Origin of the sequence: Nocardia gipuzkoensis (assembly GCF_021183645.1) — a bacterium.
GTDB classification, from domain to species: domain Bacteria; phylum Actinomycetota; class Actinomycetes; order Mycobacteriales; family Mycobacteriaceae; genus Nocardia; species Nocardia abscessus.
Genome location: NZ_CP089225.1, coordinates 2,864,697 through 2,888,840, shown reverse-complemented (window position 1 = coordinate 2,888,840; position 24,144 = coordinate 2,864,697). Strand labels below are relative to the sequence as shown.

Annotated in this window: 19 protein-coding genes and 1 pseudogene; 13 read left to right on the top strand and 7 right to left on the bottom strand. The window is 70.1% G+C overall.

Features of this window, described 5'->3' with window-relative positions:
* Nucleotides 1–243 precede the first annotated feature (243 nt).
* Nucleotides 244–819 (bottom strand): chorismate mutase, encoded by a 576-nt coding sequence (locus LTT66_RS13090; protein ID WP_233067225.1) that lies wholly within the window; start codon nt 817–819, stop codon nt 244–246.
* A gap of 224 nt (nt 820–1,043) precedes the next feature.
* Here LTT66_RS13090 and LTT66_RS13085 point away from each other — a divergent pair, with 224 nt between their 5' ends.
* The 7 genes from LTT66_RS13085 (at nt 1,044) to add (ending at nt 9,899) form a co-directional block, all read left to right on the top strand.
* Nucleotides 1,044–2,738: a DUF4407 domain-containing protein gene (locus LTT66_RS13085; protein WP_233067223.1), complete on the top strand. Its 1,695-nt coding sequence runs from the start codon at nt 1,044–1,046 to the stop codon at nt 2,736–2,738.
* Nucleotides 2,739–2,828: 90 nt separating this feature from the next.
* Nucleotides 2,829–4,379: an adenylate/guanylate cyclase domain-containing protein gene (locus tag LTT66_RS13080; RefSeq protein ID WP_233067221.1), complete on the top strand. Its 1,551-nt coding sequence runs from the start codon at nt 2,829–2,831 to the stop codon at nt 4,377–4,379.
* A gap of 273 nt (nt 4,380–4,652) precedes the next feature.
* Nucleotides 4,653–5,450 carry a hypothetical protein gene (locus LTT66_RS13075; protein WP_233067218.1) on the top strand — a complete coding sequence of 266 codons (798 nt, stop codon included), beginning with the start codon at nt 4,653–4,655 and terminating at the stop codon, nt 5,448–5,450.
* Nucleotides 5,447–6,520 (top strand): DUF4129 domain-containing protein, encoded by a 1,074-nt coding sequence (locus tag LTT66_RS13070; protein ID WP_233067216.1) that lies wholly within the window; start codon nt 5,447–5,449, stop codon nt 6,518–6,520. The genes LTT66_RS13075 and LTT66_RS13070 overlap by 4 nt, the downstream gene beginning before the upstream one ends.
* A 67-nt stretch (nt 6,521–6,587) precedes the next feature.
* Nucleotides 6,588–7,565, top strand: coding sequence for an AAA family ATPase (locus LTT66_RS13065; RefSeq protein ID WP_233067214.1), 978 nt, complete (start codon nt 6,588–6,590; stop codon nt 7,563–7,565).
* A gap of 2 nt (nt 7,566–7,567) precedes the next feature.
* Nucleotides 7,568–8,863, top strand: a complete 1,296-nt coding sequence (locus LTT66_RS13060; protein ID WP_233067212.1) for a DUF58 domain-containing protein — start codon at nt 7,568–7,570, stop codon at nt 8,861–8,863.
* Between the two features lie 16 nt (nt 8,864–8,879).
* A complete protein-coding gene (gene add, locus LTT66_RS13055; RefSeq protein ID WP_233067209.1) occupies nt 8,880–9,899 on the top strand; it encodes an adenosine deaminase in 1,020 nt (339 codons plus the stop codon).
* On the opposite strand, the gene LTT66_RS13050 is transcribed toward add, so the two are convergent.
* Complete coding sequence (locus LTT66_RS13050; protein ID WP_233067207.1) at nt 9,878–10,693, bottom strand: RDD family protein; 816 nt, start codon at nt 10,691–10,693, stop codon at nt 9,878–9,880. The two genes, add and LTT66_RS13050, sit on opposite strands and share 22 nt — an antisense overlap.
* A gap of 43 nt (nt 10,694–10,736) precedes the next feature.
* On the opposite strand from LTT66_RS13050, the gene LTT66_RS13045 reads away from it, so the two are divergent.
* Nucleotides 10,737–11,753 carry a stage II sporulation protein M gene (locus LTT66_RS13045; RefSeq protein WP_233067205.1) on the top strand — a complete coding sequence of 339 codons (1,017 nt, stop codon included), beginning with the start codon at nt 10,737–10,739 and terminating at the stop codon, nt 11,751–11,753.
* Nucleotides 11,754–12,553: 800 nt separating this feature from the next.
* Here the strand turns inward: LTT66_RS13045 and LTT66_RS13040 are convergent.
* Nucleotides 12,554–13,969 (bottom strand): NHL repeat-containing protein, encoded by a 1,416-nt coding sequence (locus tag LTT66_RS13040; protein WP_233067203.1) that lies wholly within the window; start codon nt 13,967–13,969, stop codon nt 12,554–12,556.
* Nucleotides 13,970–14,077: 108 nt separating this feature from the next.
* Here LTT66_RS13040 and LTT66_RS13035 point away from each other — a divergent pair, with 108 nt between their 5' ends.
* Nucleotides 14,078–14,716, top strand: coding sequence for a class I SAM-dependent methyltransferase (locus LTT66_RS13035; protein ID WP_233067201.1), 639 nt, complete (start codon nt 14,078–14,080; stop codon nt 14,714–14,716).
* On the opposite strand, the gene LTT66_RS13030 is transcribed toward LTT66_RS13035, so the two are convergent.
* From LTT66_RS13030 to LTT66_RS13015, 4 genes are read right to left on the bottom strand one after another with little or no spacing between them, the layout of a single operon-like run.
* Nucleotides 14,717–15,484, bottom strand: a complete 768-nt coding sequence (locus tag LTT66_RS13030) for an SDR family NAD(P)-dependent oxidoreductase (RefSeq protein WP_233067198.1) — start codon at nt 15,482–15,484, stop codon at nt 14,717–14,719.
* A gap of 31 nt (nt 15,485–15,515) precedes the next feature.
* Entirely contained in the window at nt 15,516–16,490 is a 975-nt protein-coding gene (locus LTT66_RS13025) for a Rossmann-fold NAD(P)-binding domain-containing protein (protein ID WP_233067195.1), read from the bottom strand.
* Complete coding sequence (locus LTT66_RS13020; protein ID WP_233067192.1) at nt 16,487–17,926, bottom strand: pyridoxal phosphate-dependent aminotransferase; 1,440 nt, start codon at nt 17,924–17,926, stop codon at nt 16,487–16,489. The genes LTT66_RS13025 and LTT66_RS13020 overlap by 4 nt, the downstream gene beginning before the upstream one ends.
* On the bottom strand, nt 17,923–18,972 hold the full coding sequence (locus LTT66_RS13015; RefSeq protein ID WP_233067190.1) for a helix-turn-helix transcriptional regulator: 1,050 nt from the start codon (nt 18,970–18,972) through the stop codon (nt 17,923–17,925). Before LTT66_RS13015 ends, LTT66_RS13020 begins: the two co-directional genes overlap by 4 nt.
* Before the next feature lie 665 nt (nt 18,973–19,637).
* On the opposite strand from LTT66_RS13015, the gene LTT66_RS13010 reads away from it, so the two are divergent.
* The 4 genes and pseudogenes from LTT66_RS13010 to LTT66_RS37590 all read left to right on the top strand — a co-directional run.
* Complete coding sequence (locus LTT66_RS13010; RefSeq protein WP_233067188.1) at nt 19,638–19,970, top strand: hypothetical protein; 333 nt, start codon at nt 19,638–19,640, stop codon at nt 19,968–19,970.
* 242 nt (nt 19,971–20,212) lie between these two features.
* Nucleotides 20,213–20,821, top strand: coding sequence for a hypothetical protein (locus LTT66_RS13005; RefSeq protein WP_233067186.1), 609 nt, complete (start codon nt 20,213–20,215; stop codon nt 20,819–20,821).
* 147 nt (nt 20,822–20,968) lie between these two features.
* On the top strand, nt 20,969–22,672 hold the full coding sequence (locus LTT66_RS13000; RefSeq protein WP_233067184.1) for a WXG100 family type VII secretion target: 1,704 nt from the start codon (nt 20,969–20,971) through the stop codon (nt 22,670–22,672).
* 80 nt (nt 22,673–22,752) lie between these two features.
* A pseudogene (locus LTT66_RS37590) lies at nt 22,753–23,025 on the top strand (WXG100-like domain-containing protein); the annotation flags it as partial.
* Between the last annotated feature and the right edge of the window lie 1,119 nt (nt 23,026–24,144).

Sequence of the window (24,144 nt, the reverse complement as noted above, 5' to 3'; positions counted from 1 at the left end):
ACCGCCCTCACCTGCGTCGAAAAGGATTTCCCCGGTTCGCGACACGGCAAACCAAGCGGCGGCGGCTAACTCGCCGAACGGGCGGGTGAGATATTTGCGACACGGGCGTGACAAGCCATGAATGCGATCCGACCGTCCGGCCTCTTTTGTCCGATGTGTCATTCAGCACATAGCCAGCAAATATCGGGAAGTGGTATTGGACACATCTTTCCGATGCACTCCGGACGACCCGCCGGGCCGGGCCTACGCCGGGCAGAGCGACGCGGCCGCCCGCACCAGCGCCGCTCGGTGCAGTGGGTCGCCGCCGCCGGTGGTGAACACGCTGAACACGCTGCGCGCCAATCGTTCCGCGCAATCCGGCGCGGTCAGTTGCGCTCGGCGGGTGGCCAGCTGGTCGAGGATCTCGACGTTCACGCGGTCGATCGCCGGGCGCACCGACGCGAGCCCCGCGGTCGCTTCGGGTGCCGCCGCCGGGTCGAAGCGCCACCGCAGCATCAGGCCCCGCTGCACCGTCTTGTGAGCCTCGATCTGCCCGAGGAAAACCTGCCGCACCCAGTTCTCCGGCAGGTCACGGATGTTGCCGAGCCGCGCCATCGCGTCGTAGACCTCGGCTTCCCTGGCCGGATCGTCGATGGCGGGCTCGACGCCGTGCTCGCCCGCGGCCGCCCACTTCGCCGCGGCCACGGCGTCGGCGGTATCCAGGCGCTCGACCACCAGAGCGACCAGCCGGTCCAGTGACCCGTCCGCCGGGGACGCGCCCGCGCTAACCGGCCACATCGGCAGCGCCGCCACGAGGAGCGCCAGCACCACTCCGCGCACGCAAGGACCTCCTCGGATCGTTCGCACCGAAACGAATCACCGCGCCAGCGTAGGCGCATCCGCCCGCCACACCGGGTACGACCGTGACCGGCCTGTGAGCCTGAACACATCCGGCCTTCCCTGCTCGCTGCCGGGCCGAGGGGCCTGTCACGCTGTCACAACGAATCCGTGACAGTTTCGTCGCGCCCGTGAAAGCGCCTGGGACGTGGAGGATGGGTATTCCGATGAGCGTCACCGGCTTGTTCACCTGGCTCGGCGGAGGCAGGACCAGCGGGATCACCGATCGCCACGAGCGCGCCGGGTATGCCGTCACGGGCGCTGTCGTGCTGTTGTTCGCGACGATCTCCGGTGTAGTCGGCGCCCTCGCCGCAGGATCCGCCTGGCCGTGGCCTGCCGCGGTGGCGGCGGGAATCGTGGCCGCGGCGCTGACCGGCGCACTCGCCCGGGCGCTGGCGACGGCGCGGCCGAGCGGTGGGCCGGACCGGCTCGGGCTGATCGGCCGCATCGCGCTCGCCGTGCTGGCCGGTGGATTGATCGCCGAACTCGCCGCGATCGTGCTGTTCAGCGGGTCCGTCGACCGGCTGCTGGACGAGAAGGCGCAGCGCTCGCTCGATTCGGCGCCGCGGGTCGTGGCGGCGCACGCCGACCTGGACCGGGCGAAAGCCGACCGGGCAGCGCTCGAACAGGCGATCGGCATGGCACAGAACGACATCGATCACGCCCTGGTGATCGCCCGCTGCGAATTCAATCCGACCCCGGAGTGCCCGCGGACCAGGATCACCGGTGTGCCCGGCCGCGGGCCGGAGGCGCAGACGGCCAACGCCATGCTCGACGACGCCCGCAAGCAGCTCGCCACCGCGCAGAGCCGGGTTGATGCCGCCGACCGCCGGATCGACGCAGGCCAGAACGCTCTGGCAGCCGCACGGACCGCCGCCTTCGACGACGCCGACCGCGGGCTCGGTGCGCGCTGGCAGGCGATGAACGACTACACCGTGCGCGAGGCGCTGCCGCTGCGCATCCTCACCATCGTGGCGTTCGTCGCGCTGGCCCTGCTGCCGCTGGTGCTGCGCTGGTGGCGTGGCGAGACGTCGTTCGACCGGCACAACGCGGCGCGCACCGTGCACGACCGCGCCGAACGCGAGGCCGACGCGGCCATCGCGGTCAAGCAGGCCGAGGTGCGCGCCGAGGCCGAGACCCTGCGCGCCGAGCAGCAGCTCACCGCCGCCCGCCTCGCCGTCGAGGCGGACACGGCCATCGACCGGGAACGGCAGCGCACTCGCATCATCGCGGCGATCGGTGGCATCGAGATCGGAATCACCGAACCGCCGCGCCGCCCCGAACTTCCCGCCGCGGCGGGCGATCGAAAGGACAGCGCCATGCCCCACGAGGTGACGCCGCACCTACCCGCCCCGGTGGCGGTGCATCCCCCGGCCGCGGCCACACCGGCGCCGCCACACAGCGGCGGCGGCCTCGAGCTGCCACTGATCGGCACAGTGCCGTTCAGCGATACCGCGGCGCGTTTCATCCGGCCGCTGGTCCCGTCGTTCGTCGCCAACGCGATCGACACGGCGACGCATCCGCTGCGTACCGCGCGACAGGCGTTCGAAGAGGTCGAGGAGATCACCTTCACGCTGCGCCGTACGCGCAAGGTCACCGTCGATGGGCACGCGTCGCAGCCGCAGGCCGCCGGCTACCAGCTCCAGCCCGGCTCCCCGGAGATCGCGCACGCCCAGCACATCGCCTCCACCGTCGTCGACGCCGACTACCCGGCGCCGCACGCCCCGCGGTACTCCTCTCTCCCGCCCACCGGCGCCGCGGGTTACGGACTACCCACCGGCGCCCGCCGAGACGAACTGCCCGCTCACCACCAGCCGGAACTGCCCGAGCCCAGCCGCCGCGAACTGCCACCCGGGCGCTGACCGGAGCCCAGGGGGCCGGTTGCGCGCGTGCGAAGATCGGGGGGAAGACGACCTGGGGCGGCAGGTCGCCGGTCGGCATACGCTGCACGCATGCAACACAGGGAGGTGACGCTCGCCGCGGCGCCGTGGGGGTCGCGACTGCTCGGGTCGGCTGAGGAGTCGTCGGGGCTGCGACGCATCCGCGTCCAGCTGTTGATCACCGTGCCCACCCTGTTGGGAAATCTGACGGGCATGGTCGTGTCGATCGCCCTGGTCGGCTTCGTCTTGCCGGGGCCGTCGGTGTTCACCCGGGATCTGCTCCTGCTCGACGTGCTCGCCGCACCGCTCTACGCGACCTGCGCGCTGCTGATCGGGCTGTGGTGGGGCACCACCCGCGGACTGCGCGCGCTGCGCTGGGCCACCGATCCGGAGCGCGTACCGACCGAGGAGGAACAGGCCGCGGCCACGGCGATCCCGCGCAGGCTGGTGCGTGACCAAGCGCTGCTGTGGTTCGGCGGACTGGTCCTGTTGACCACGCTGTACGGCCTGGCCGAACCGCGGCTCGTGCCGAAAGTGGCTTTCGGCATCGCGATCAGCGCCATCGTGGTGTGCGCGAACAGCTACCTGATCATCGAATTCGCGCTGCGGCCGGTCACCGCCCGGGTGCTGGAAGCCGCGGCTTCCGGTCGGCGGCGCGGCATCGGCGTCTTCGGGCGATCGCTGGTGGTCTGGCTGGTCGGCTCGGGCGTTCCGGTGGCCGGGATGATGGTTCTCGCGGTGCTCGCGCTCGTGCTGGACGACGTGAGCAAGGCGCGGCTGGCGGTCTGTGTGCTGTCCCTCGGCGGCGCGACCCTGGTTTTCGGGCTGCTGCTGATGACGCAGACCCTGGCCGCCACGGTGGCCCCGATCCTCGGTGTGCGCCGCGCGATGCGTCAGGTGGAGGACGGCGACCTCGATGTCGCGCTGGCCGTCTACGACGGCACCGAACTCGGTGAGCTGCAAAGCGGTTTCAACCACATGGTGGAGGGGCTGCGCGAGCGCGAACAGATCAGGGACCTGTTCGGCAGACACGTCGGGCGGGAGGTCGCCGCCGCTGCGCTGGCGAGCGACCCGGCGCTCGGCGGCGTGGAGACCGACGCGGCGGCGCTGTTCATCGACATCGTCGGATCGACCACCATGGCCGCGACCATCCCCGCGCCGGAGATGGTCGCCATCCTCAACCGGTTCTTCGGCATCGTGGTGGACGAGGTGGAACGCCACGGCGGGCTGGTCAACAAATTCGAGGGTGACGCCGCCCTCGCCGTCTTCGGCACGCCCGCGCGCCTGTCCGACGCGGCGGGTGCGGCGCTGGCCACCGCCCGTGCGATCCGGGCCCGGCTCGACACCGCAGGCGGCGATTTCGTGGCCGCCATCGGTGTGGCGGCGGGGCGGGTGGTCGCGGGCAATGTCGGCGCTCATCAACGCTACGAGTTCACCGTGATCGGCGACGCCGTCAACGAGGCCGCCCGCCTGTGCGAGCTCGCCAAGCAGGAGGGTCTGCTGCTCGCCTCCGGCAACACCGTCGCGGCGGCCGCCGTGACCGAAGCCGAGCAGTGGCGGCTCGGCGAATCCGTCACGCTGCGCGGCCGCCTCGCGCCTACCCGCCTCGCGCGCCCCGCATAGCGGTCCCGCAGCGCATCGCGCCAAGAGCGCAAGCCCTGCGGGCCGTCCCGCCTGGTTACGCGCGGCCATGCGCACCATCGACGCCACCCCGGCGCCCGGCGAGGTGCAGCAGGCGATGGCCGGGCTGATGAACTCGTGGTGCCCGTTACCGCCCTGTGGTGGACCGCCTGCTGCGGGGCTGACGGTTAGACTCGGCCCGTGCTGCCAGCCGCCGAACCGGCCGGCGCCGTCGGGGCGGGAACAGATCCGGTACCGGGGTCTCCTGGAACGACGGTGCCGATCCGACCGCTGAGTTTCCGTGAACTGCTCGATGTGCCGTTCGCGCTGATCCAGGCGAACATCCGCGCCTTGGCCGCGGTGAGCGCGACGGGTTTGCTCATCGCCGAGACGGTGGTGATCGCGGTGACCGCGGGCGTCTCGGAGTTGACCGACGGCTCCGACCCGGGCACCGCCTGGGCGGCGATCCTGTCCACCGCGGGCTGTGCGTGGCTGCTGCGGTTCGCGCTACGCGGCACGACCGTGGCGCTGGGCGTCGCGACCGTCGGCGGCGCACCGATCGGCCTGACGACGGCGCTGCGCCGGTTCGGCGCCGCATTCGGCCCGCTGCTGGTGTTCCAGCTGTTGTTCACGCTGGCGGGCGGGGGCGTGCTCGCGGTGAGCGGCCTGCCGATCGTGACGCTACCGCTCGCGGTGATCTGGCTGGGCCGGCTGCGCGCCCGCCGCTGGGTCGCGGTGCCCGTGCTGTTCGTCGAGCGCACCTCGCACCGCGACGGCATCGCCCGCGCGAAACTGCTCACCGAGGGCGCGGAGTGGCCGACCACCGGGCTGTGGATCGCCCAGCGCGCCCTGTTCGGCTTGCTCGCGGTCCCGCTGCTGGCCGTTCCGCTGTTCGTCTCGGACTTCTCCGGCACCCACAAGTGGCCGGTGATCGTGCTGACCACCTCGGCGGTGCTGCTGCTCGCGGCATTCGGCGAGGTGGTCGAAGCTTCTTCGCGCGTGGTCTGCTATGTCGACCGCCGTTGCCGCAGGGAAGGGTTGGACATTCGCGTCCCCCGGCAGGAGACGCGATGAGCGATCCCCGACCGTCGCACGAGGTCACGCTGAACAAGGACCCCGCCACGACGCACGATCCGGCGCCAGGCACACCACGGCTCGGCGCCGCCGCCCACCACCGCGCCGCCGCCGAAGCGGCCGCGCGGCACCGGGATTTCGACCGTGCCCTGCGCGAACGTTTCCGCGCCGTGCTGCGCGGCCTGGAACAGGGTGGCGTGCTCGAGGTCCGGCGATCACGCACCGCGCGGGAAACCGCCGACGACGTCACGACCGCGTTGCCGCTCGAGGTCGCCACCGAGATCCAACCCGCCGCACACAGTTTCGACGAGGTGGTCTACGGCGGCCGCCGCGCCACCGAGGACGAATACCGCAGGCTGGAATACGCCGACCGGTTCTCCGCCTCCGCGCCGCCGCCCGCGCCGGAACCCACCGAAGTCGAGGCGGTGGAGAAGGCGCCGCGCACCAGGCGCACGCTGCCGCCGCTGCCGAAGCTGCTGCGCGACCCCAAGTTCTGGGCGGTGCTCGCCGGGGCGGCCGCGTTGCTGCTGGTGGTCTACGGCTCCCTGCAATCCTGCGGCGCGCCGACCGCGCCCACCCCTCCGCCTACGCAGCCGCCACCAGAGCTGCCCGATGTTCCTCCGCCGGACGCTCCGGGCTTCGGGCCGGGCGACGACCCGATCTGGGACCGGCTTCCCGCGCCGGTCTTCTACGGCGGCGTGCAGTTCCTGATCGCCGCCGCGCTGGTGGTGTGGTGGCGTGCCCGCAGGCGTGGCGCCCTGGTGCGCGAGCCGCGTCCGGTCGAGGTGGCGGCGAACGAACTGCTCGCCGGACAGGCCGCCCTGTACCGCCGCTCGAAGGACCACGACCACGTCGCCGGCAAGCTGCGCGCGGCCACGCTGCGCCGCGTCCGCACTCCGCTCGGCATCACGGCCGGCACTCCGCCGGACCGTATCGTCGCCGAACTCGCCGCGCGCCTGGGAACCGATCCCGCGCTGATCGGCGCGGCCTTGTTCGGCCCCGTCCCCGATACCGGGGCGCTCCAGGTAGTCGCGGCGCAGCTCGAATGGATCGAATCGGAGGTCGGATGAGACGCCCTCGCCCCACCCTTGTCCGGCCAACGGCAGGCGGGAACTCCCGCGAACCACAGGAGATGCGATGACCAGCACCGAGACCACCCCGACGGCGGAGCAAGCGGCCGCCGCGTTCCACGCTCTGCGCGCCGAGATCGGCAAAGCGGTGGTCGGCAACGACTCCGCGGTCATGTACCTGGTGCTCGCCCTGCTGTGCCGGGGGCATGTGCTGCTCGAAGGCGTGCCGGGGGTGGCGAAGACGCTGCTGGTGCGGGCGCTGGCCACGGCGCTGGATCTGGAGCACGCCCGAGTGCAGTTCACCCCGGACCTGATGCCCGGTGACGTCACCGGGTCGCAGATCTACGATCCGCACTCCGCGGAGTTCACCTTCCGGCACGGTCCGGTGTTCACCAACCTGCTGCTCGCCGACGAGATCAACCGCACGCCGCCGAAAACCCAGTCGTCGCTGCTGGAATCGATGGAGGAACGGCAGGTCTCGGTGGACGGGAAGCCGCAGCCGCTGCCCGATCCGTTCGTCGTGGTCGCCACCCAGAATCCGATCGAGCAGGAGGGCACCTATCCGCTGCCGGAGGCGCAATTGGACCGGTTCCTGTTCAAGGTGGACATCCACCTGCCCGGCCGCGACGACGAGTTCCGCATTCTGCAACGCCACGCCGCCGGCTTCGATCCCCGCGATCTGACCGCCGCGGGCTTGCGTCCCGTGGCGGGCCCCGAGCACATCACCGCCGCCCGCGCGGCGATCGCGCAGACGACGATCAGCCCGGAGGTACTCGCCTACACCGTCGACGTCTGCCGGGCCACCCGCACCTCGCCCGCCGTGCAGCACGGCGCCTCGACCCGCGGCGCGACCGCGCTGATGGCGGCCTCGCGCGCGTTCGCCTGGCTCAACGGTCGCGGATTCGTCACGCCGGACGATGTGAAAGCCGTCGCGGTCGCCGTGCTGCGGCACCGTCTGCACCTGCGTCCGGAGGCCGAACTCGACGGCGTGACCACCGAGGGCGTGCTGTCGTCGCTGCTGCTGTCGGTTCCGGTCCCGGTGTAGCGATGGTCGTCACCGGTCGGCTGGCCGCCGCGGCAGGCGTGGCGGCCCTGTTCGTCACCCTGGTCCTGCCGTCCCTGCTCGGCGTGGTGGCGCTGACCTCTGTCCTGGCGGCCGGGCTGCTCATCGACCTCGCTGCGGCCGGGCGGGCGCGCGACCTGACACTGTCGCGCGCGGCCATGACCACGGTGCGGCTCGGGCGCTCCGCCGAGGTGGAGCTCGTGGCGGTCAACACCGGAACCCGCGTGCTGCGCGGCACGGTGTGGGACGACTGGCCCGACAGCGCACGCGCCGAACACCGCGCGCACCGGCTGGATCTCGCCCCTGGCACCAAGGTCCGGCTGCGCACCACGCTCACGCCCACCTACCGGGGCGATCGGGTCGCGGGCCAGGTCACGGTGCGGCTGCTCGGCCCACTGGGACTGGCGGGCAGGCAGACCAGGCGCAGCGTGCCCGCCCGGATCCGCGCGCTGCCCGCGTTCCGCGCCGAGCGGCTGCTGCGGTCGAAAGTCAAGCGGTTGCAACATCTCGACGGCCGCAATGTGGCCAACCTGCGCGGGCAGGGCACCGAATTCGACTCGTTCCGCGAGTACGTCGCCGGGGACGACGTGCGCGCCATCGACTGGCGCGCCACGGCCCGCGCCACCGACGTCCTGGTCCGCACCTGGCGTCCGGAGCGCAACCGGCACATGCTGATGCTCCTGGACACCGGGCGGGTCAGCGCGGGCCGGGTCGGTGACGGCACGCGCTTGGACGCGAGCATCGAGGCGGCCCTGCTGCTGGGCGGTCTGGCGGCGGCGGCCGGGGACTCGGTCGACCTGCTCGCCTTCGACCGCCGGCCGCGCGCCGAGGTCCGTGGCGCCGGTGGAAAAGGGTTGCAGCTGAAGCTGATGCACGCGATGGCGGGGATCACCGCGGCCCTGGTCGACACCGACAGCTCCGGACTGGTGCGGGCGGCCATCCAGCGCACCCGCCGGCGCAGCTTGGTGGTCTGGTTCACCAGCCTCGACGGCGCGGCGGTCGAGGAGAACCTGTTGCCCGTGCTGCCGGTTCTCGCGCAGCGGCACCGGGTGCTCATCGTCTCGGTGACCGACCCCGATGTCGCCGCGGCCGCCGTTCGGCGCGACACCCTGCCCGACCTCTACGCGGCGGCCGCGGCCGAATCCGTGCTGGCCGAACGGGCGCTGGTGCGGGAATCACTGCGCCGCACCGGGATCGCGGTGGTGGCGGCGTCCCCGGCACGATTGCCGGAAGCCCTGGCGGACGAATACCTGGAACTGAAGCAGTCCGGCGCCCTCTGAGGAGGATCATGTCCCTATGGCCTCGGATCTCGCCGCCTTCGTCCGCGGATTGCCCAAAGCGGAGCTGCACCTGCATCTGGAAGGGACGCTGGAGCCGGAGCTGAAGTTCCGCCTCGCCCGGCGCAACGGTATCGACCTGCCGGAGAAAAGCGTGGAGGAGGTCGAGCAGACCTATCGATTCCACGACCTGACGTCGTTCCTCCAGGTCTACTACCCCGCGATGCGCGTATTGCAGCGCCCTGAGGATTTCCACGATCTCGCGTTCGACTATCTGCGCCGGGCACACGGGCAAGGCGTGCGTCATGCCGAATTGTTCTTCGATCCGCAGGCGCACACCGGGCGCGGGGTTCCGTTTCCCACGGTGATCAGCGGATACCGGTCGGCGATCGCACGGGCGCGGCGTGAGCTGGGGATCTCGGCCGAGCTCATCCTGTGCTTCCTGCGCGACCACTCGGCGGAGTACGCCATGGCGACGCTGCTGGAAGCGCTGCCCTACAAGAGCTGGATCGTCGGCGTGGGGCTCGACTCCGACGAGCGCGGCAACCCGCCGAGCAAGTTCGCCGCCGTCTTCGAGCGCGCCCGTGCCGAAGGGTTCCTCTTGACCATGCACTGCGACATCGACCAGCCGGATTCCGTCGAGCACATCCGCCAGGCGCTGGAGGACATCGCCGTCGACCGCCTCGATCACGGCACGAACATCGTGGCGGACGACCGCCTGGTGGAACTGGCGAAGTCCGGGGGAATCGCGCTCACCTGCTGTCCGGTGTCGAACTCGTTCGTCACCGCGCAGATGAAGTCGGCGGAGATCGCCGGTCTGCTCGATCGCGGCCTGACCGTGACGGTCAACAGCGACGACCCCGCGTACTTCGGCGCGTACGTGGCCGACAACTACCTCGCACTAGCCGAGCAGGCCGGTCTCGGGATCGATCGGCTGGCCGAGTTGGCCAGGAACTCGTTCCGCGCCTCCTGGATCACGCCCGCTCGCCAGGACGCCTTCGTCCGCGAGGTCGACGACTACGTCGCGGCGTACGGCTGACCGGCGCGCGGCAGCGGCAGCCGCGGCGGGAACACCGGGAACACCGGCGGCGGCAGCACCCGGCGCTGTCGTTCGGCGATGACCGCGCCGAGGATCTGCAGCGGGGGACAACCGGTGGGCGGCGCGACACGCAGCCGCCCGCACACCTCGGACACCAGCGCCGTGCCCAGATGATGTCGCGCCGCGGGCGTCAGCGTGCGGAAGCGCGTCAGGTACTGCCGCACCGCCAACGCCAGATCCTCCGGTAGCCCGGCCAGATCCAGCTGGGCGCTCCACCCGGTCAGCCACGGCGGCGCGATCGCCAGCGCGGGCGGCGGCAGCGGTCGTTGCGCGTGCACCACCACGGTGCCGGCGAGCACGTCACCGATCCGGCGCGCATGCGGCGAGCACATCGAGGTGAGCACCGCGATGGCGCCGAACCCGCCGAGCATCCAGAAATCGACGATCGCGCCCGCCAGGCCGCGGGTGAGCGCGTGCCGGAAGTCGATCGGCCCGCCGTCCTCGCGCACCACGCGCAGCCCGAGCATCAGTTTGCCCAGTGTGCGTCCCCGCCAAGCGGTCTCACAGGTCACCGGATAGCCGACCAGCACGGTCACGATGGTGACCAGCATCACCACGTCCAGCCAGGCCGAGTCGACGCCCGCGGGCAACAGCAGCGTGACGGTCGCGAACAGCAGCACGAACGCGAGCGTGCACTGGGCCAGCACGTCGATCAGGAACGCGCTGGCCCTCGTGGGGATCCGGGCGATCGGCAGCTCGAGGGCTACTGCTTCGCCGGTGGTGAACTCAGCCATGTCGATAGCATTCTTGCGACCGGCGGGAGTGGGAGGCAACCGAATGGACGTGGACGCATACAGCCTGGCGCACCGCAGGGCGTGGGACCGGCTCGACTACTTGTCCAAACGGAGCAAGCTGACCGGGGCGGAGGCGGACGAACTCGTCATGCTCTACCGCCGCACCTCCCAGCAGCTGGCGCGGCTGCAGTCGCACAGCCCGGACCCGGAGCTGATCGCCGGACTCAGCGCGCTGCTGGCGCGTGCGCGGGGCCGGGTGCTCGGGACGCGAGCCGACACCTGGCAGGAGATCGGCCGGTTCTTCAGCCACCGCTTCCCGGCGGCGCTCTATCGCTCGTCGCCGTGGTGGGTCGGCGTGGCGACGGTGTTCCTGTTCGTCTCGGCCGGCTTGGCCGTCTGGGTGGACCGGTTCGATTCGGCTCGCGAAGTGCTCGGGATTCCGAGCGACACACGGAGTCTCACCGCGCCGGGCGGCGCGTTCGAAACGTACTACTCGGAGCATCCGCAGGGGGCTTTCGCCGCCCAGGTGTGGACGAACAACGCGTGGGTGGCGGCGATCGCCTTGTTCACCGGGGTGCTGATCCTGCCCGCGGTCTACCTGCTGTTCATGAACGCGCTCAATCTGGGCGTCAGCGCGGGGCTGATGGCCGACGCGGGGCGGCTGGATTCGTTCTTCGGCTTCATCCTTCCGCACGGCACGCTGGAGCTGACCGCGGTGTTCGTGGCGGGCGGCGCGGGCCTGAAACTCGGCTGGACACTGATCGATCCCGGCCGGCTCAGCCGGGTGGAGGCGGTGGCCAGGCAGGGCAGGGCGACCGCGACCGTGGCGCTCGGCCTGGTCGGAGTGTTGCTGGTGTGTGGCTTCATCGAGGGGTTCGTGACGCCGAGTCCGCTGCCCGCACCGATACGCATCGCGATCGGGTTCACCGCCGAGGCGTTGTTCCTGGTGTACGTGTTCGGTGTGGGGCGGCGTGCGGTGACGACGCAGGCGAACCCGGCCGGCGTGACGAGGGGCGATGTGCTCTCCACTGTGACGCAGCCAACATTCAGCACACCCTGAGCGACACAGTCGGGACAATCGGCAGCTACGTGGCTTCCAGATCGCTTCGGCACTCCCCCATTTGAGTTCCGCTGGCCGCAGCGAGTCCGGCTCGAGCTGCGGCCAGCGTTACCGTCAACTCTACACAATCGTTATCCCTACGCAACCCTCCCCGCCGAGGTCAAGCGTATAAAGCAGCGCTCCAGCAAACCCTTGCGGGCCCCCTCTTCGACCCCGTGCCAGCTAACCGTATGCGACCCGCGCGCTCGCCGTTTCGACGACCCGGCACCATGTCGGCGAGCGCGGCGAAACACGCACCCGGAATCGGCTTCGCAATAGCTCGGGAACTTCTCCGCGGCGTTAGCCGGGCCAGAAGATAGACCTCTCCATGGTTGCCGACATAGCCTCCCACCTGCACGTTCATTTGCACTAAATGTCAGTTGCTGACACTCCCGCGAAAGAAAGAGACCACAAGTTTGTTTACGCGGTAATAAACCGGGTAAGGACATAGTGGCACGCGAGGAAGACCGGCCAGTTCCCCGACAGGCTCCGGATTAACCGGGCGGGAAAAAGGGGGCGAGACGACCGGTTCGCCCGATCGATTCAGCACCTCGGCCGCAACCGTAACGCGGTATGTGATCTTCGCCTCACTACCCTCCGCGCAGGCCGGAACCTCGCGAAATCGACACCGCGACATCCGAGTTCGAGAGACGCACATCACAGTCCGCTGACCGGCCGCGACCACCGTCGGGCGGCCCGCGATGCTGCCGCGGCACAACCACAACGGCGATCCGCGGACGTGGCTGACGGCAGATCGCGGGTCAGCCCACGCGCAAGATTCCGGTGATCGTTCCTTGCAGCAGGTGACCGTCCTGGCTGATCAGCGGCGCGGTCTGGAGCGGATCGTCGATGATGGTGCCGGGAAGGGGGTGCGAGGCGGTGACCGCTCCGGTCTCCGGGTCGAGGACGGTGAACGCGTACCCGTCGAGGGGCGTGGTGTGGTCGGCGCCGACGCGGGTGACCGTGTACAGCCGCCCGTCCACGGTGGACAGGCGCGGTACGGCCGCACTGCGAATCGTGTTCTCCCACACCACGCGGCATCCGTCGCCGGTCACATCGACGCGCGTCATCCCGCCCGTGAACGGCGCGCTCGCCGGCACCGCCGGTCCCGCGCCCTCTGGGATCGCCGGGTACGGGTATCCGTACGTGCCGGCCACGAAGACCGAGCGGCCGATCCCGATCGGCGAGTTCTCGCTGCCGGGGCCGCCTTCGCCGAGCACCGGCGCCGCACAAATCAATTGGCCGGTCCCCGAACGGAATACCAGCGCGTGCACCTGTCCGTCGGCGTTGTCGACGATGGTCAGATAGTCCGCGCCGGTCGCGGGCCCGAAGTAGGTGGGTGTGGAGCCGGTGCCCCAGCTGAGCTGCCCCGGCTTGCGCGCCGATCCCCGGTCGTAGGCCGCGCGCCATACGATCTCCGCGACCCCGGACGCGGCGACGCGCAGTTCGTACAGCGCGTGCGTCGTCGCCACCGCGACGTGCCCGCTCGGCGCCGCCGAGATGCTGTTGGCCACGCGTTCTCCCGCGGGCAGCGCCAGCGTCGACACCTGACCGGCGGCGGTGGTGAATCCCACCACGCCCTGGCCGGTCGCGAACCACACATTGCCCGACCAATCCGGCACGAGACCGGTCACATCGTCCCCGGGCGGGAGCACCGCGCCGAGATCGGCGGCGTTCTCACTGATCAGCCGCCAGGCCCCCGCCGCGTCCCGCTCGTGGCGTATCCGGAGGAGCCGGTCGGTGCCGTCCACGACCACCAAGCGGTCGTCCTGGTCTAGGTAGGCATAGACGCCGCCGAGCAAACTGCCTTTGGTCAACGGCAGCGCCGCGAGCGAGCCCGCCAGCGGTCCTGGAGCCGCGGGATCGAGCAGCTGCACCGTCGGGGTCTGTCCCGCGATCGCGGTGCACAGGGCCACCACGAGACGGTCCGATCCTTCCAGCAGCGTGGGGCACGCGGAGGCCAGCGGATACGCCGCGACCGGCGCGGCACGGACGCCGGGCCCGGCGAGCGCGGTCACGTCCGAGGACCCAGCGTCGCCGTGCATGGTCGCGGTGCCGGGCGGCCCGAGGAAAGGATTCGGCGACGCGAGCGGCCCCCACGGCTCGGCAGCCGATGCGGGCCGACCGGACAGCAGAGCCAGCGCGCAGGCGGCGAAAACGATCATCGGTCGGCGCATCGCGGTCGTCCTTCGCTAGGCAGCGCGGTATCCGAACGGATACCAGGGGAACAGTATTCGGACATTCACCGCCTCGTCCGGTACGGCGGTGCCGATACGATGACGCCCATGAACTCCGTTCGCGCCCGCCTGCTGTCCACCCTCGCCGGTCAGCTCGGCAATCCGCACGGCGTGCTCGGCAAAGGTGTCGCCTTCCTGCTCAATCGCGGCAACAAGGTCGCCATCGCCGGGGCGGTCTCGGCCACGGGCGTCGTACCGGGCGCCACCGCCGCCGACGTCGGATTCGGCGGCGGCGCGGGCCTTTCGCTGCTGCTCGATCGGGTCGGCGCGGACGGCGTGGTGCACGGTGTGGAGATCTCGGCCGACATGCTGGCCCGGGCACGCTCGGTCCATGCGAGCGACCTCGATTCCGGTCGCCTGCGCCTGGCCGAGGGTTCGCTCACCGCGCTGCCGCTGGCGGACGACAGCCTCGACGCCGCGATCACGGTGAACACCGTCTATTTCGTGCCGGATCTGACCGCGGCCTGCGCCGAGCTGTCCCGGGTGGTCCGGCCGGGCGGCCGGCTGGTGATCGGCATCGGCGATCCGGACGCGATGGCGAAACTGCCGTTCACGTCCTACGGCTTCACGCTGCGTCCGGTGCCGGAGGTGATCGCGGCGCTGGAACAGGCGGGCTGCGATGTCGAGCACCGGCCGCTGGCGAATAAGCCGATCCCGCATCACCTGCTGGTCGCGACCCCGCGCTGACTACATCAGCGCGCCGCCGTCCACCCGGATCTCGGTGCCGGTCATGTACCGCCCGTCGTCGGAGGCGACCATGGCCACCACTCCGGCGATGTCCTCCGGACTGCCCAGCGCGCCACCATTGAGCCATCCGGTCATCCGGGAGAACAGCTGCGGATCGAACCCCTCGGGCTGGTCCAGGATGGACTTCGTCGTGATACCGCTGGTGATGCCCGCCGGAACGATGTTCACCGCGCGCAATCCCTGCTTGGCGTACTCCAGGGCGATGGCGTGGGTGAAGGCGTTCACGCCGCCCTTGGACGCGGCGTAGGAGGCGAGGTAGGGCGCCGCGCTGAAGGCCGCCGTCGAGGAGATGTTGACCACCACGCCGCGTCCGGTGTCCAGCAGAGCGGGCAGCGCGGCCTGGGTCATCAGGAAGGTGCCGGTGAGATTCACCCGGATCACCCGGTCCCACACCTCGAGCGGCATCTCGTGGGTGCGCGCGGGCCGTAGGATGCCCGCCGCGTTGACCAGCACGTCCAGCCCACCGAGGAACTCGAGCGCCTGTCCGGTCGCCGTGCGCACGGACGCCGGATCGGCCGTGTCGACCTGGACGGTTCGCAGGCGTTCGGCGCCGTCGCCCGCCTTGTCCGCGGTGGCCGCCAGGCCCGCCGCGTCGATATCGGCGGCGACCAGCTGCGCCCCTTCGTCCAGCAACCGCAAGGCGATGCCCTGCCCGATGCCGGAGCCCGCTCCCGTCACCAGCACGCGGCGTCCGTCAAATCTGCGCATGCCAAAAATTAGAACACGTTCTCGTCGGGCGTCAAGGCACTTCGGTCGTTGCCCGGGCGATTCGCAGCACCATCGCGGCCGCCGCCGCGCCGTACGCGTGACTGGCCGCCGCGGGACGGCTGGCCGGGTAGTTGGAGCGATGCGTGACCACCACACCGTTGGGCAGGGTCACCGTCTTGTCGGCAACGGTGGCGACGCAATTGCCGCCCGCCTTCGCTACCAGATCCACGACGACGGTCCCCGAGCCGAGCAGATCCAACGCCTCCTGTTCGAGCAGGCGCGGCGCCCGGGATCCGCGGTGCACGGCGGTGCAGACGACGAGATCGGGCCGCGTCGTGGCGAGCGATTCCAGCACCGCCGCGTTGTCGTCCTGGCTCGGCACGAAATGCCCTGCCCCCGCCTCGAAAGCGGCCGCCCGCTGCGCGAGGCGGTTACCGACCGCCGTCGGCTTCTCGTCGGCGAACGTGCGCGCGGCCGCGACCGCGGCGAGCCCGGCCACCCCGCACCCCAGCACGAGAGCGCGCACCGGGCGCGTGAGCCGCGGCGCGGCCAGCAGTCGCCTGCCTTCGGCGTAGGCCACCGCGCCCGCGATCCGGCTCATGGTGGACAGCGCGTCGAACTCGGTGGTCGCGGCCTCGCGCGGCACCCACTCGAAGGCGACCGACTCGATGCCGCGGCCGCGCAACCGATCGATCTCGTCGCGGCGATAGTGCGGATCCTGGAAACCGACCAGCGTGGTCCCCGCGCGCAGCGGCATCGAATCCAATGCGAACGCGGGCGGTTTCACCCAGACCACGATGCCCGCCCGCTCGAAGACCGTCGCGCGGTGCGAGACGACGACCGCCCCCGACGCGCGGTAGGCCGCGTCGGCGAAACCCGCGCCCTGCCCCGCGCCTTCCTCCACGACAATCTCCAGGCCGGCCGTCGAAAGCGTGCGCACCCCCTCGGGCGTGAGCGCCACACGGGCCTCCCGCGGAGCCGTCTCACGCAGCACCCCGACGATCACCGCGCAACCCCGGGATCAGCGGCTAGGGCGGTCAGGCCCCGAGTGGCGAGCGCATCCCGATAGGTGAGTCCGCCCGCGATGTCGCGGATCAATTGCTCCAGCCGGTCGAACAGTTCCTCGATCAGAGCGGGCGATTCATGTCGCGGCGCTTTGCGCGGGGCGAGGATGTTCAACCGGATGCCCGGACGCAGCGAGCCGGTCCGGTCCAGCGCGACGCTGTCGACGCCTGCCACGGCGAGCACCATGTCCTCCACCTGCGCGCTGGTGTGCACGCCCGCCCGGTCGAGGAGCGCGCGATCGAACACGACCGAGACGAACATCCCTTCCGGACTGCCCAGCGGTCGCAGCACGTCGGCCCCGAGCCGGGCGTTGATCGCGGCGATATGGCCGCAGGCCCGATCGATCTGCGCGCGCATCAGCGTGTGGTTGCGGTCGAAATAGTCCTCGGGGGTGTGCTCCAGGATCGCACGCGCCAGGTGCGTGGTCTCGCGCTGGAACGAGATGGTGAGCCGTTCCCGGATCCGCTCCAGCCACGCACTGTCCCCCGTGCACGCCGCGCCCATCTTGCACGGACCGAAGGCGTTGTAGCCCTTCGAGTTTCCGGTCAGCGTCAGCACCACGTCGTACAGCCGCCGGGTGCCCTGCTCGGTTTCCACGTGCAGCGCGGCGATCGGGATGTGCGAGGCCACCAGCCGGTCGAAGGCCATATCGCAGATCACGGGCACGCCGCAGTCGAGCAGAACCCGCCCGATCTGCGCCAGCTCGGCAGCGGTGTAGTCGGCGACCACCGGATTGCCCGGCAGCGTGAGCAGCACGCCGCAGAGTTCGCCTGTCGCACGCAGCTCGTCGAGGCAGCGGGCCAAGCGGGCCGGGTCGATCTTGAAGGCGTCGTCCGCAGCCACCGGGCACGACACGATTCGCAAGCCGAACTTCTCCACGTGGATGCTGGAGCTCTTGTAGAACCCCTCCGGGCACACGATGACCCCACCGGGCCTGGCCAGGGTGGCGACGGCCTCCTCGAGCAGCATGGTGCTGGAATACGGGCAGACGATCACCTCCTCCGCGCGCACCCGGACCCCGGGCACCCCTTCCACCGGATGCGACAGGCGCTGGAAAAGCCTGCGGGCCGCCAGCTCGCGCAGGATCAGCGGCTGCCGCTTGTCGTACAGCCGGCCGTCGACAAATTCGGCGGAGGGCGCGATGTGCAGGCTCTCCCGCCACGCTCGGTCCAGCGCCGCGACGGCGTGTGCGTCCGGCGCCCGCCCGGTTTCACCGTGGTAGGCGTCGATGACGCCCGTGTAGCTGCGGCCGCCGGTCCCCGCGAACCACGCGTCCCGGGAAAGGTGGCCGCGCACTTCCCTTTTCCTGGCCTCCGAGCGTTTGGTCAGCGTCGCCAGGTCGGCGAGCGGATCGGTGAGCACCTGGCTCTGAGTCACGGCACCTCGCCTTCTGAAGAGTCCCCCGGTGCGGGCATGGCGTTCCACCGCTCCTGCAGTGCGGCGCGGAACAGGCTGCGGCAGTTGCCTTCGGTGAGTCGTTCGAACTCCGCCAGCGGCGGTTGCGTGACGATCTGGTCGACCACGATGGCCGTCCCCGCGCGCCTGAGGTCGTAGAGTTTCTCGAACCGCCGGACCGCGAACGCCACGTCGTGCTTCAGCACCGAGAAGCGCGTGGCGACCCTGGCCTGGCGCGAGTAGTCGTACTCGCCCACCGCGACGTAGCGATCGTCGACCACGAGCATGCTCTGCGCGTTGCGCGCGTACTCGCGCTTGACCAGCACGCTCTCCACCCCCGAGCGAGCCTGTTTCCACAGTTTGTCGTCATAGGGCCAGACATCCGAGATGTCGTCCAGCACATACATGCGCCGCACATCGATCTTCGGCGGATGGGACTTGTCCGCCAGGCGCAGGATCGCCGCGTGATAGTCGTCGCCGACGTCACCGCCGATCGTGCCCAGGTCCGCGGTGTGGATCGCGCGGACCGAGGCGGTCGCCTGCTCCAGGATCGTCAGCCAGTCGGTGACGGTGTTCCATTCCCATACCGTGGCGCTGCGCGACGGAATCTGCGCGAGGATCTCCTCGGCCCGCTCCAACTGCCGATCCGCGATCAGGCGCAGCGGCTCGATCTCCGCCCGCGCGCCGGAGGCGTCGATCAGGCTCTGCGCGATACCCAGTGCGCGCTCGACCAATTCCGGGTTCTTGCCCAGCAGGACGTTGAATCGCATCCGCAGGTCGTAGTAGGCGCTGCTGGTCGGATCGGTCGCGGGATCGGCGCTGCCGTCGGTCGGCAGTTCCGCACCGAGGGCCAGGCTCAGTCGTTCCCGCAGCGCCAGCGGCGGTATGCGACTGCCGTTCTCGATCTGCTGAATGAGACTGCGGGAGCAACCGGCTCTGGTGGCGAGCGCCGCCTGGGTGTAGCCGCGTTCTAGGCGTAGCCTGCGAACCAGGTTGCCGACCTGCTCGTGCGAGCCCGAGTCAGCCATGCCGTGCCTCCCATTCCGCACCTTGCATACGCATGCTCACAAAGTGTCACGAGGCGACATTCTAATCATCGAGTGTCAAGTGGTGACCGACGAATCGCGTTCGCCGAATTTCGTTGTCAACGCGAGATCCGGCCGCGCGAGCAGCTCCGCCGAGCCGCGCGAGGCAAGCGCTGCCACTCAGGCTCAGAAAACGCTTCACCGGCTTCCTCTCACCGCCGAGAAACGATAAGCACGCAAACTCGCGACCAGCGCTGAGCTACATGTCTATTTCATAGCTTCAAAGCTTATTTTATATCATCACAAAGCGTTAAAGCTTTATTGACAGCATTGGGTGGCCGTACCTAGCCTGGTTCTCGAAGCCATCGCAATTCGATGTCGGCGCAACGGTTTTCCGCCCCGCCGGCCTAGGTGGCCCGATCACTCCAGGGAGGTGCCGGACACGGATACCTCACCATGGCGCGGGCCGGGCCGCGCAGGCATCGCCCGTGGCCGGGTGTGACCATCCCACCTGCACCACTCGCGCCGACCTCCCGAAAGCATTCGGGCCCCCAGCAACTCAGGCACGGACGAATCCACCGCGTTCGGGCCGTGACCGAGCACGGTCACCGCACACCGGCCGACGGTGGGTCCGCGTCATCCCGAAACAGAGTGAATGAGAGCGGATCATGGCACTCGACATCACCCAGTCCATCATCACCAGCGACATCACCCCGGAAAGCGCACGGCTGCTTCCCTTTTCCACCGGCACGGCCTGGGAGCTCAGCTGGCTGCCCACCGTCACCCTCACCCGCGAGCAGGCCGTGAGCGGAATGGTGCTCGACGAAATGCTCAGCGATCCCACCACCCTCACCAGCGACCTCGCACTCGAACTGGCTGCCATCCACGCCGCGGAGCTCGGCATCTCCCTGCGCGATGTGCTCCTCCGGCTGTACCTCCGCATCGCGGAGCGCGACAACGAGGGTGCCCGCTGCGCCCACACGCCGCTCCCGGCCGCCTGAGCGCGACCGGGCACGCGTATGCCCGCGGTCTTCGCGGCGGGAACACCCACCGCGCCATCTCGATCTTCCGGTACGTCGATCCCGATCGGCGGCGTACGGCACTTGCGTGCGGCAACGCAGCGGCGAACGATTGACTGTGCGCCGGCCGCGGTCGCGGGCCGTGCGGTGTCACACCCGCGGTGGACCACGACGTGACGGCCCGGCGGCACCGCGGAGTGATCGCTCCGCCTCAGGAGGAACCGATGTTCATCCAAGTCATTCAAGGCAAGGCCGCCGACCCGGCCCGATTGCGTCAGTGCATGGATCGGTGGAACGAGGAACTGCAACCGGGAGCCGTCGGCTATCTCGGCACGACGAGCGGACTGTGCGACGACGGGACCTTCCTCGCGCTCGCCCGATTCGAATCCGAGCAGGACGCTCGCCGCAACAGCGAGCGCCCGGAGCAGCGCGCCTGGTGGGAAGAGACCGAGAAGTGCTTCGACGGGCCGGTCACGTTCATGGACTGCGCCGATGTCACGCAGTGGATGGGTGGCGGCTCCGACCGCGCCGGATTCGTGCAGGTCATGGCAGGCCACACCCGTAACGCGGGCCGGATGCGCGAAATCCTGACCCAGGCCGGCGATCGGCTGCACGAAGTTCGCCCGGAGATCCTCGGCGGCACGATGGGGACCTACGGCGACGACGGATTCGTCGAGACCGTGTACTTCACCTCCGAAGCCGAAGCACGCGAACACGAGAAGATGGAGATACCGGACGATCTGCGGTCGCTGTTCGAGGAGGAGAACGAACTCATGGCCGAGGTCGCCTACTTCGACCTGCACAAGCCGACGCTGACTTCACCACAGAGGTAACCGGCTTCGCCGGACATATCCGCATCGAACCGAGCCACCCCTCGCTCCTTCCCAGCATCGAGAAGACCTGTCGCCGTATCGGGACCGTCCGATAGGACAATGTCTTCTCTCGGTGTCGTTGACGCAGGGTGAAGGGTTTGCCGCGGTATGGCTCAATCGTTGCGGGTGGATACGGACCTGCTGCGAGCGCTGACCCCGGAACTCGCCGCCATCGCCGACGCGGCACAGCAGGAACTCGCGCGCCTGAAGGACCGGCTCGCCACCGAGGGCGAGTGCTGGGGCGAGGACGAACCGGGCCGGGTCTTCGGCGACAGCTACGAGCCCGCGGCCGAGAAAGGAATCACCGGATTCGAGAACCTGGTCCACAATTTGCGCGGGATGAGCAGCAGCGTCGCCGACGCGGGCGACGCTCTGCAGGACCAGGATCAGAACGTCGGCTCCCAGCTGCGCAACCAGGATCCATTCGGCTACGACCCCGTCGTCGGCCCTTCCTACGATCAACCGCCATGGCAGACCCCGGAGCCGTTGCGACCCGCCACCGCGCCGGACGTCGCCGATCCGAATTCCGCTCCCCGCGCCACCGCACCCGACCAGACGCCCGACCCCGATGCCGCACGGCCATCGGACCAGCCCGGCTACCAGTCGGGCGGCGGCAACCCGGTCGTGCCCGGTCAGCCATACCCCGGCGACTACGGCCCGCACAGCAGCCCCTACCTGCCCGACCAGCAGGCGTCTCCCGGCGCCACCCCGACGCCTTCGGTACCGGACCGCCCGGCGCCGACCTCGCGAAGCACCGCGCCGACCGGGCAAAAGCCGCCGTCGCCCACCGCGGCCACACCTTCTGCTGCCACACCTTCCACGGCTAACCCACCCCCGGCCGCGGCAACCCCCAAAGCCGGCGCACCCGACCCGGCGGCCGAGCGACGACCCCCGGAAAACCGACTGTCGAGGCCACCCGCCCAATCACCTTGGCTGCGCAACGCCCCTGGTACGCCGTGGTCGCGGAGCGCACCCGGAAGCTCCGGGCCGGGTCAGGTCTATCCACCGCGGCGCAAGGGTCCCGACCCCGGCGCGGCGAGACCGGCCCAACCCGGCAAGGACACGAAACAGCGCAAGCCGAAGCCGGTATCGCCGGAACCGAAGCGCTCCCGCGTGCGAACCGACCCGGATGCCGTGGCCGCCGCGGAAGCGCTTGCCGCGCGCCATAACCTGCGGGTCGTCGGATTCGGCGATTCCGGCGTGGCGAAACACACGGTCGACGAGATCGCGGCGGCCGTCGACCACATCCTCGGCAAGTACCCATTCGTGCGGCCGGCCGGGATCGAGATCACCGACCTGCCGGACGGCACCGTGTCCCGTGTGGTGTGGGAGCGCACCATCGACGAGGGGGCAGACCCGGTCGTCGGCGGATGGATCCTGCTCGACCGGGTGACCGCGGCGAATCGTGTGCTGCTGGCCGAAAAGGTCGATGCCGCAATCCGGTCGGGCGAGCGTGTAGCCGGGTCCGAGGAGCGACCGATGTATTCGACCATCGTGCGCGACCTCGGCCGGATCCTCGAAGCGGGGTCCGGTCCTCACGTCCGGCAGTCGGCGCACCGGTCGTTGATCATGGAGTACCGGCGCGTCAGCGGACCGTGGGATCGCGGCGACACGCTGGCGGGGGTTGTTCGCGGTTACCGGGAGTGGCGCGCCCAGCTGATCCGCGCTTGCTTGTCCGGCGGTTTCGATCCCGTGGCGGCGGTGGTGGAAGCGTTCACCGAGGTCGAGCTGCGTGGCGAGGCCGCGTGCGGGCCGGCGAAAGTGCTGCACCGAATGGTCGTCGAACACGCCCGCGGGCAATCGAGCGCCTAGTGGTACAGATTCCGGACTATTTCCCCCAGTGGCTGACCGATCTGGTGCTGGGGCACTTCCCGGAGGGGGATCCGGAGGCGATGCGGCGCAGCGCCGACGCCTGGTCGGACGCGGCGAACGGGCTCGTCCCGGTGCTGGCCCGGCAGCGAGCGGCGTTGGAGCAGTTGGAGAAGGCGGTCGAGGGTGCGACCGGTGCGGAGATGCGGGAGCAGTACCGCAAGATCGTCGCCCACACCCAAGGGCAGATCGAGTTCAACAACGCTATGGCCAAGCAGTTGTACGACAACGCCACGGCCATCGAGTACCAGCAGTACGTCATCATCGGCATCGCGGGAGCGCTGCTGGCCCAGGTGATCATCGATATGGCGCTGCCTCCGCCGGGCAGCATCGCGAAGATGATCGCCGATCGTGCCGAGGCGAAGGTGGGGATGGAACTCGCCTGGCGCGACATGGTGCTGACCATGCTGACGCGGGCCGCACGGTTCGTCACAGAGCACCCACGACTCGTGCTGGCCACGAAAGGCACGTTTTTCGGCGCGGCGATCGGCGGCGGAGTCCCCTATATCGCGCAACGTGTTCAGATCGCACAGGGCGAAGCCGACCGCGCCCGCGGTCGGCAGGACGATTCCCGAACGACGGTGGATTGGCAGAAGGTCAAGATCGGAGCGGCGGCCGGCGCCGTCGGTGGGTTGGTCGGTGTCGAGGTAGGCCGTCGCATCGCGCCCGCGGCGATCCGGACGGGCGGGCGCGTGCTGGGCACCGTCGCAGCGGGCGGCGTGGGCGGTATGGCCGGTGGCTTGGCGGGCGGAGTGACCGCATGGGGATTGACCGGAGGTGAACTCCGCGGCAAGGACCTGGCCGCCATGGTGTGGACCGGGTTCGGCTCCGGCATGGCGGGGTCGATCGGAGCGTCGGTGCGGGCCGTGCGGGCCGGGGCCTACACCGGGGTGCCCGAGAATTCGGGCGCACCCCCCGACGCCGCGCCGATGGCCAGGATTTCCGCGCCACGGGATGGTCAGCCGCCCCAGACACGGACAGCGACCCCCGAACCCACATCCACCACCAGTCGGATGGACCCGCCGAGCGGGAGAATTCCCGAGCCGCGCTTCCGGGATGGCTCTACCGGCCGACCCGACGACCTGACTCCCGACATGATGGCGGAAGGCGATCAGATCTTCCGCGATCTGTTCGCCGACCTGCCGGCGGGACCGGAGCGCGACGCCCTCGTCGCGTTCATGCGGGGTGACGGGCCGGGACAGTCACCCGACCAAGGCGGCGGAATCACACCGAACGCTCCGGAGCACCCATCAGGTGGCCCGAACTCCCCGTCGCACCCCTCGTCACCGTCATCCCCTGGACGCCGCGGCGGATGGCCCGCATGGAACATGTCCGAGCCCGCGCAGGGCTCGGTCGCGGTCGCCGCGCCCCCCGACGCAGGTGCAATCGCACCGACTCCGCCCCGTCATTTCCAG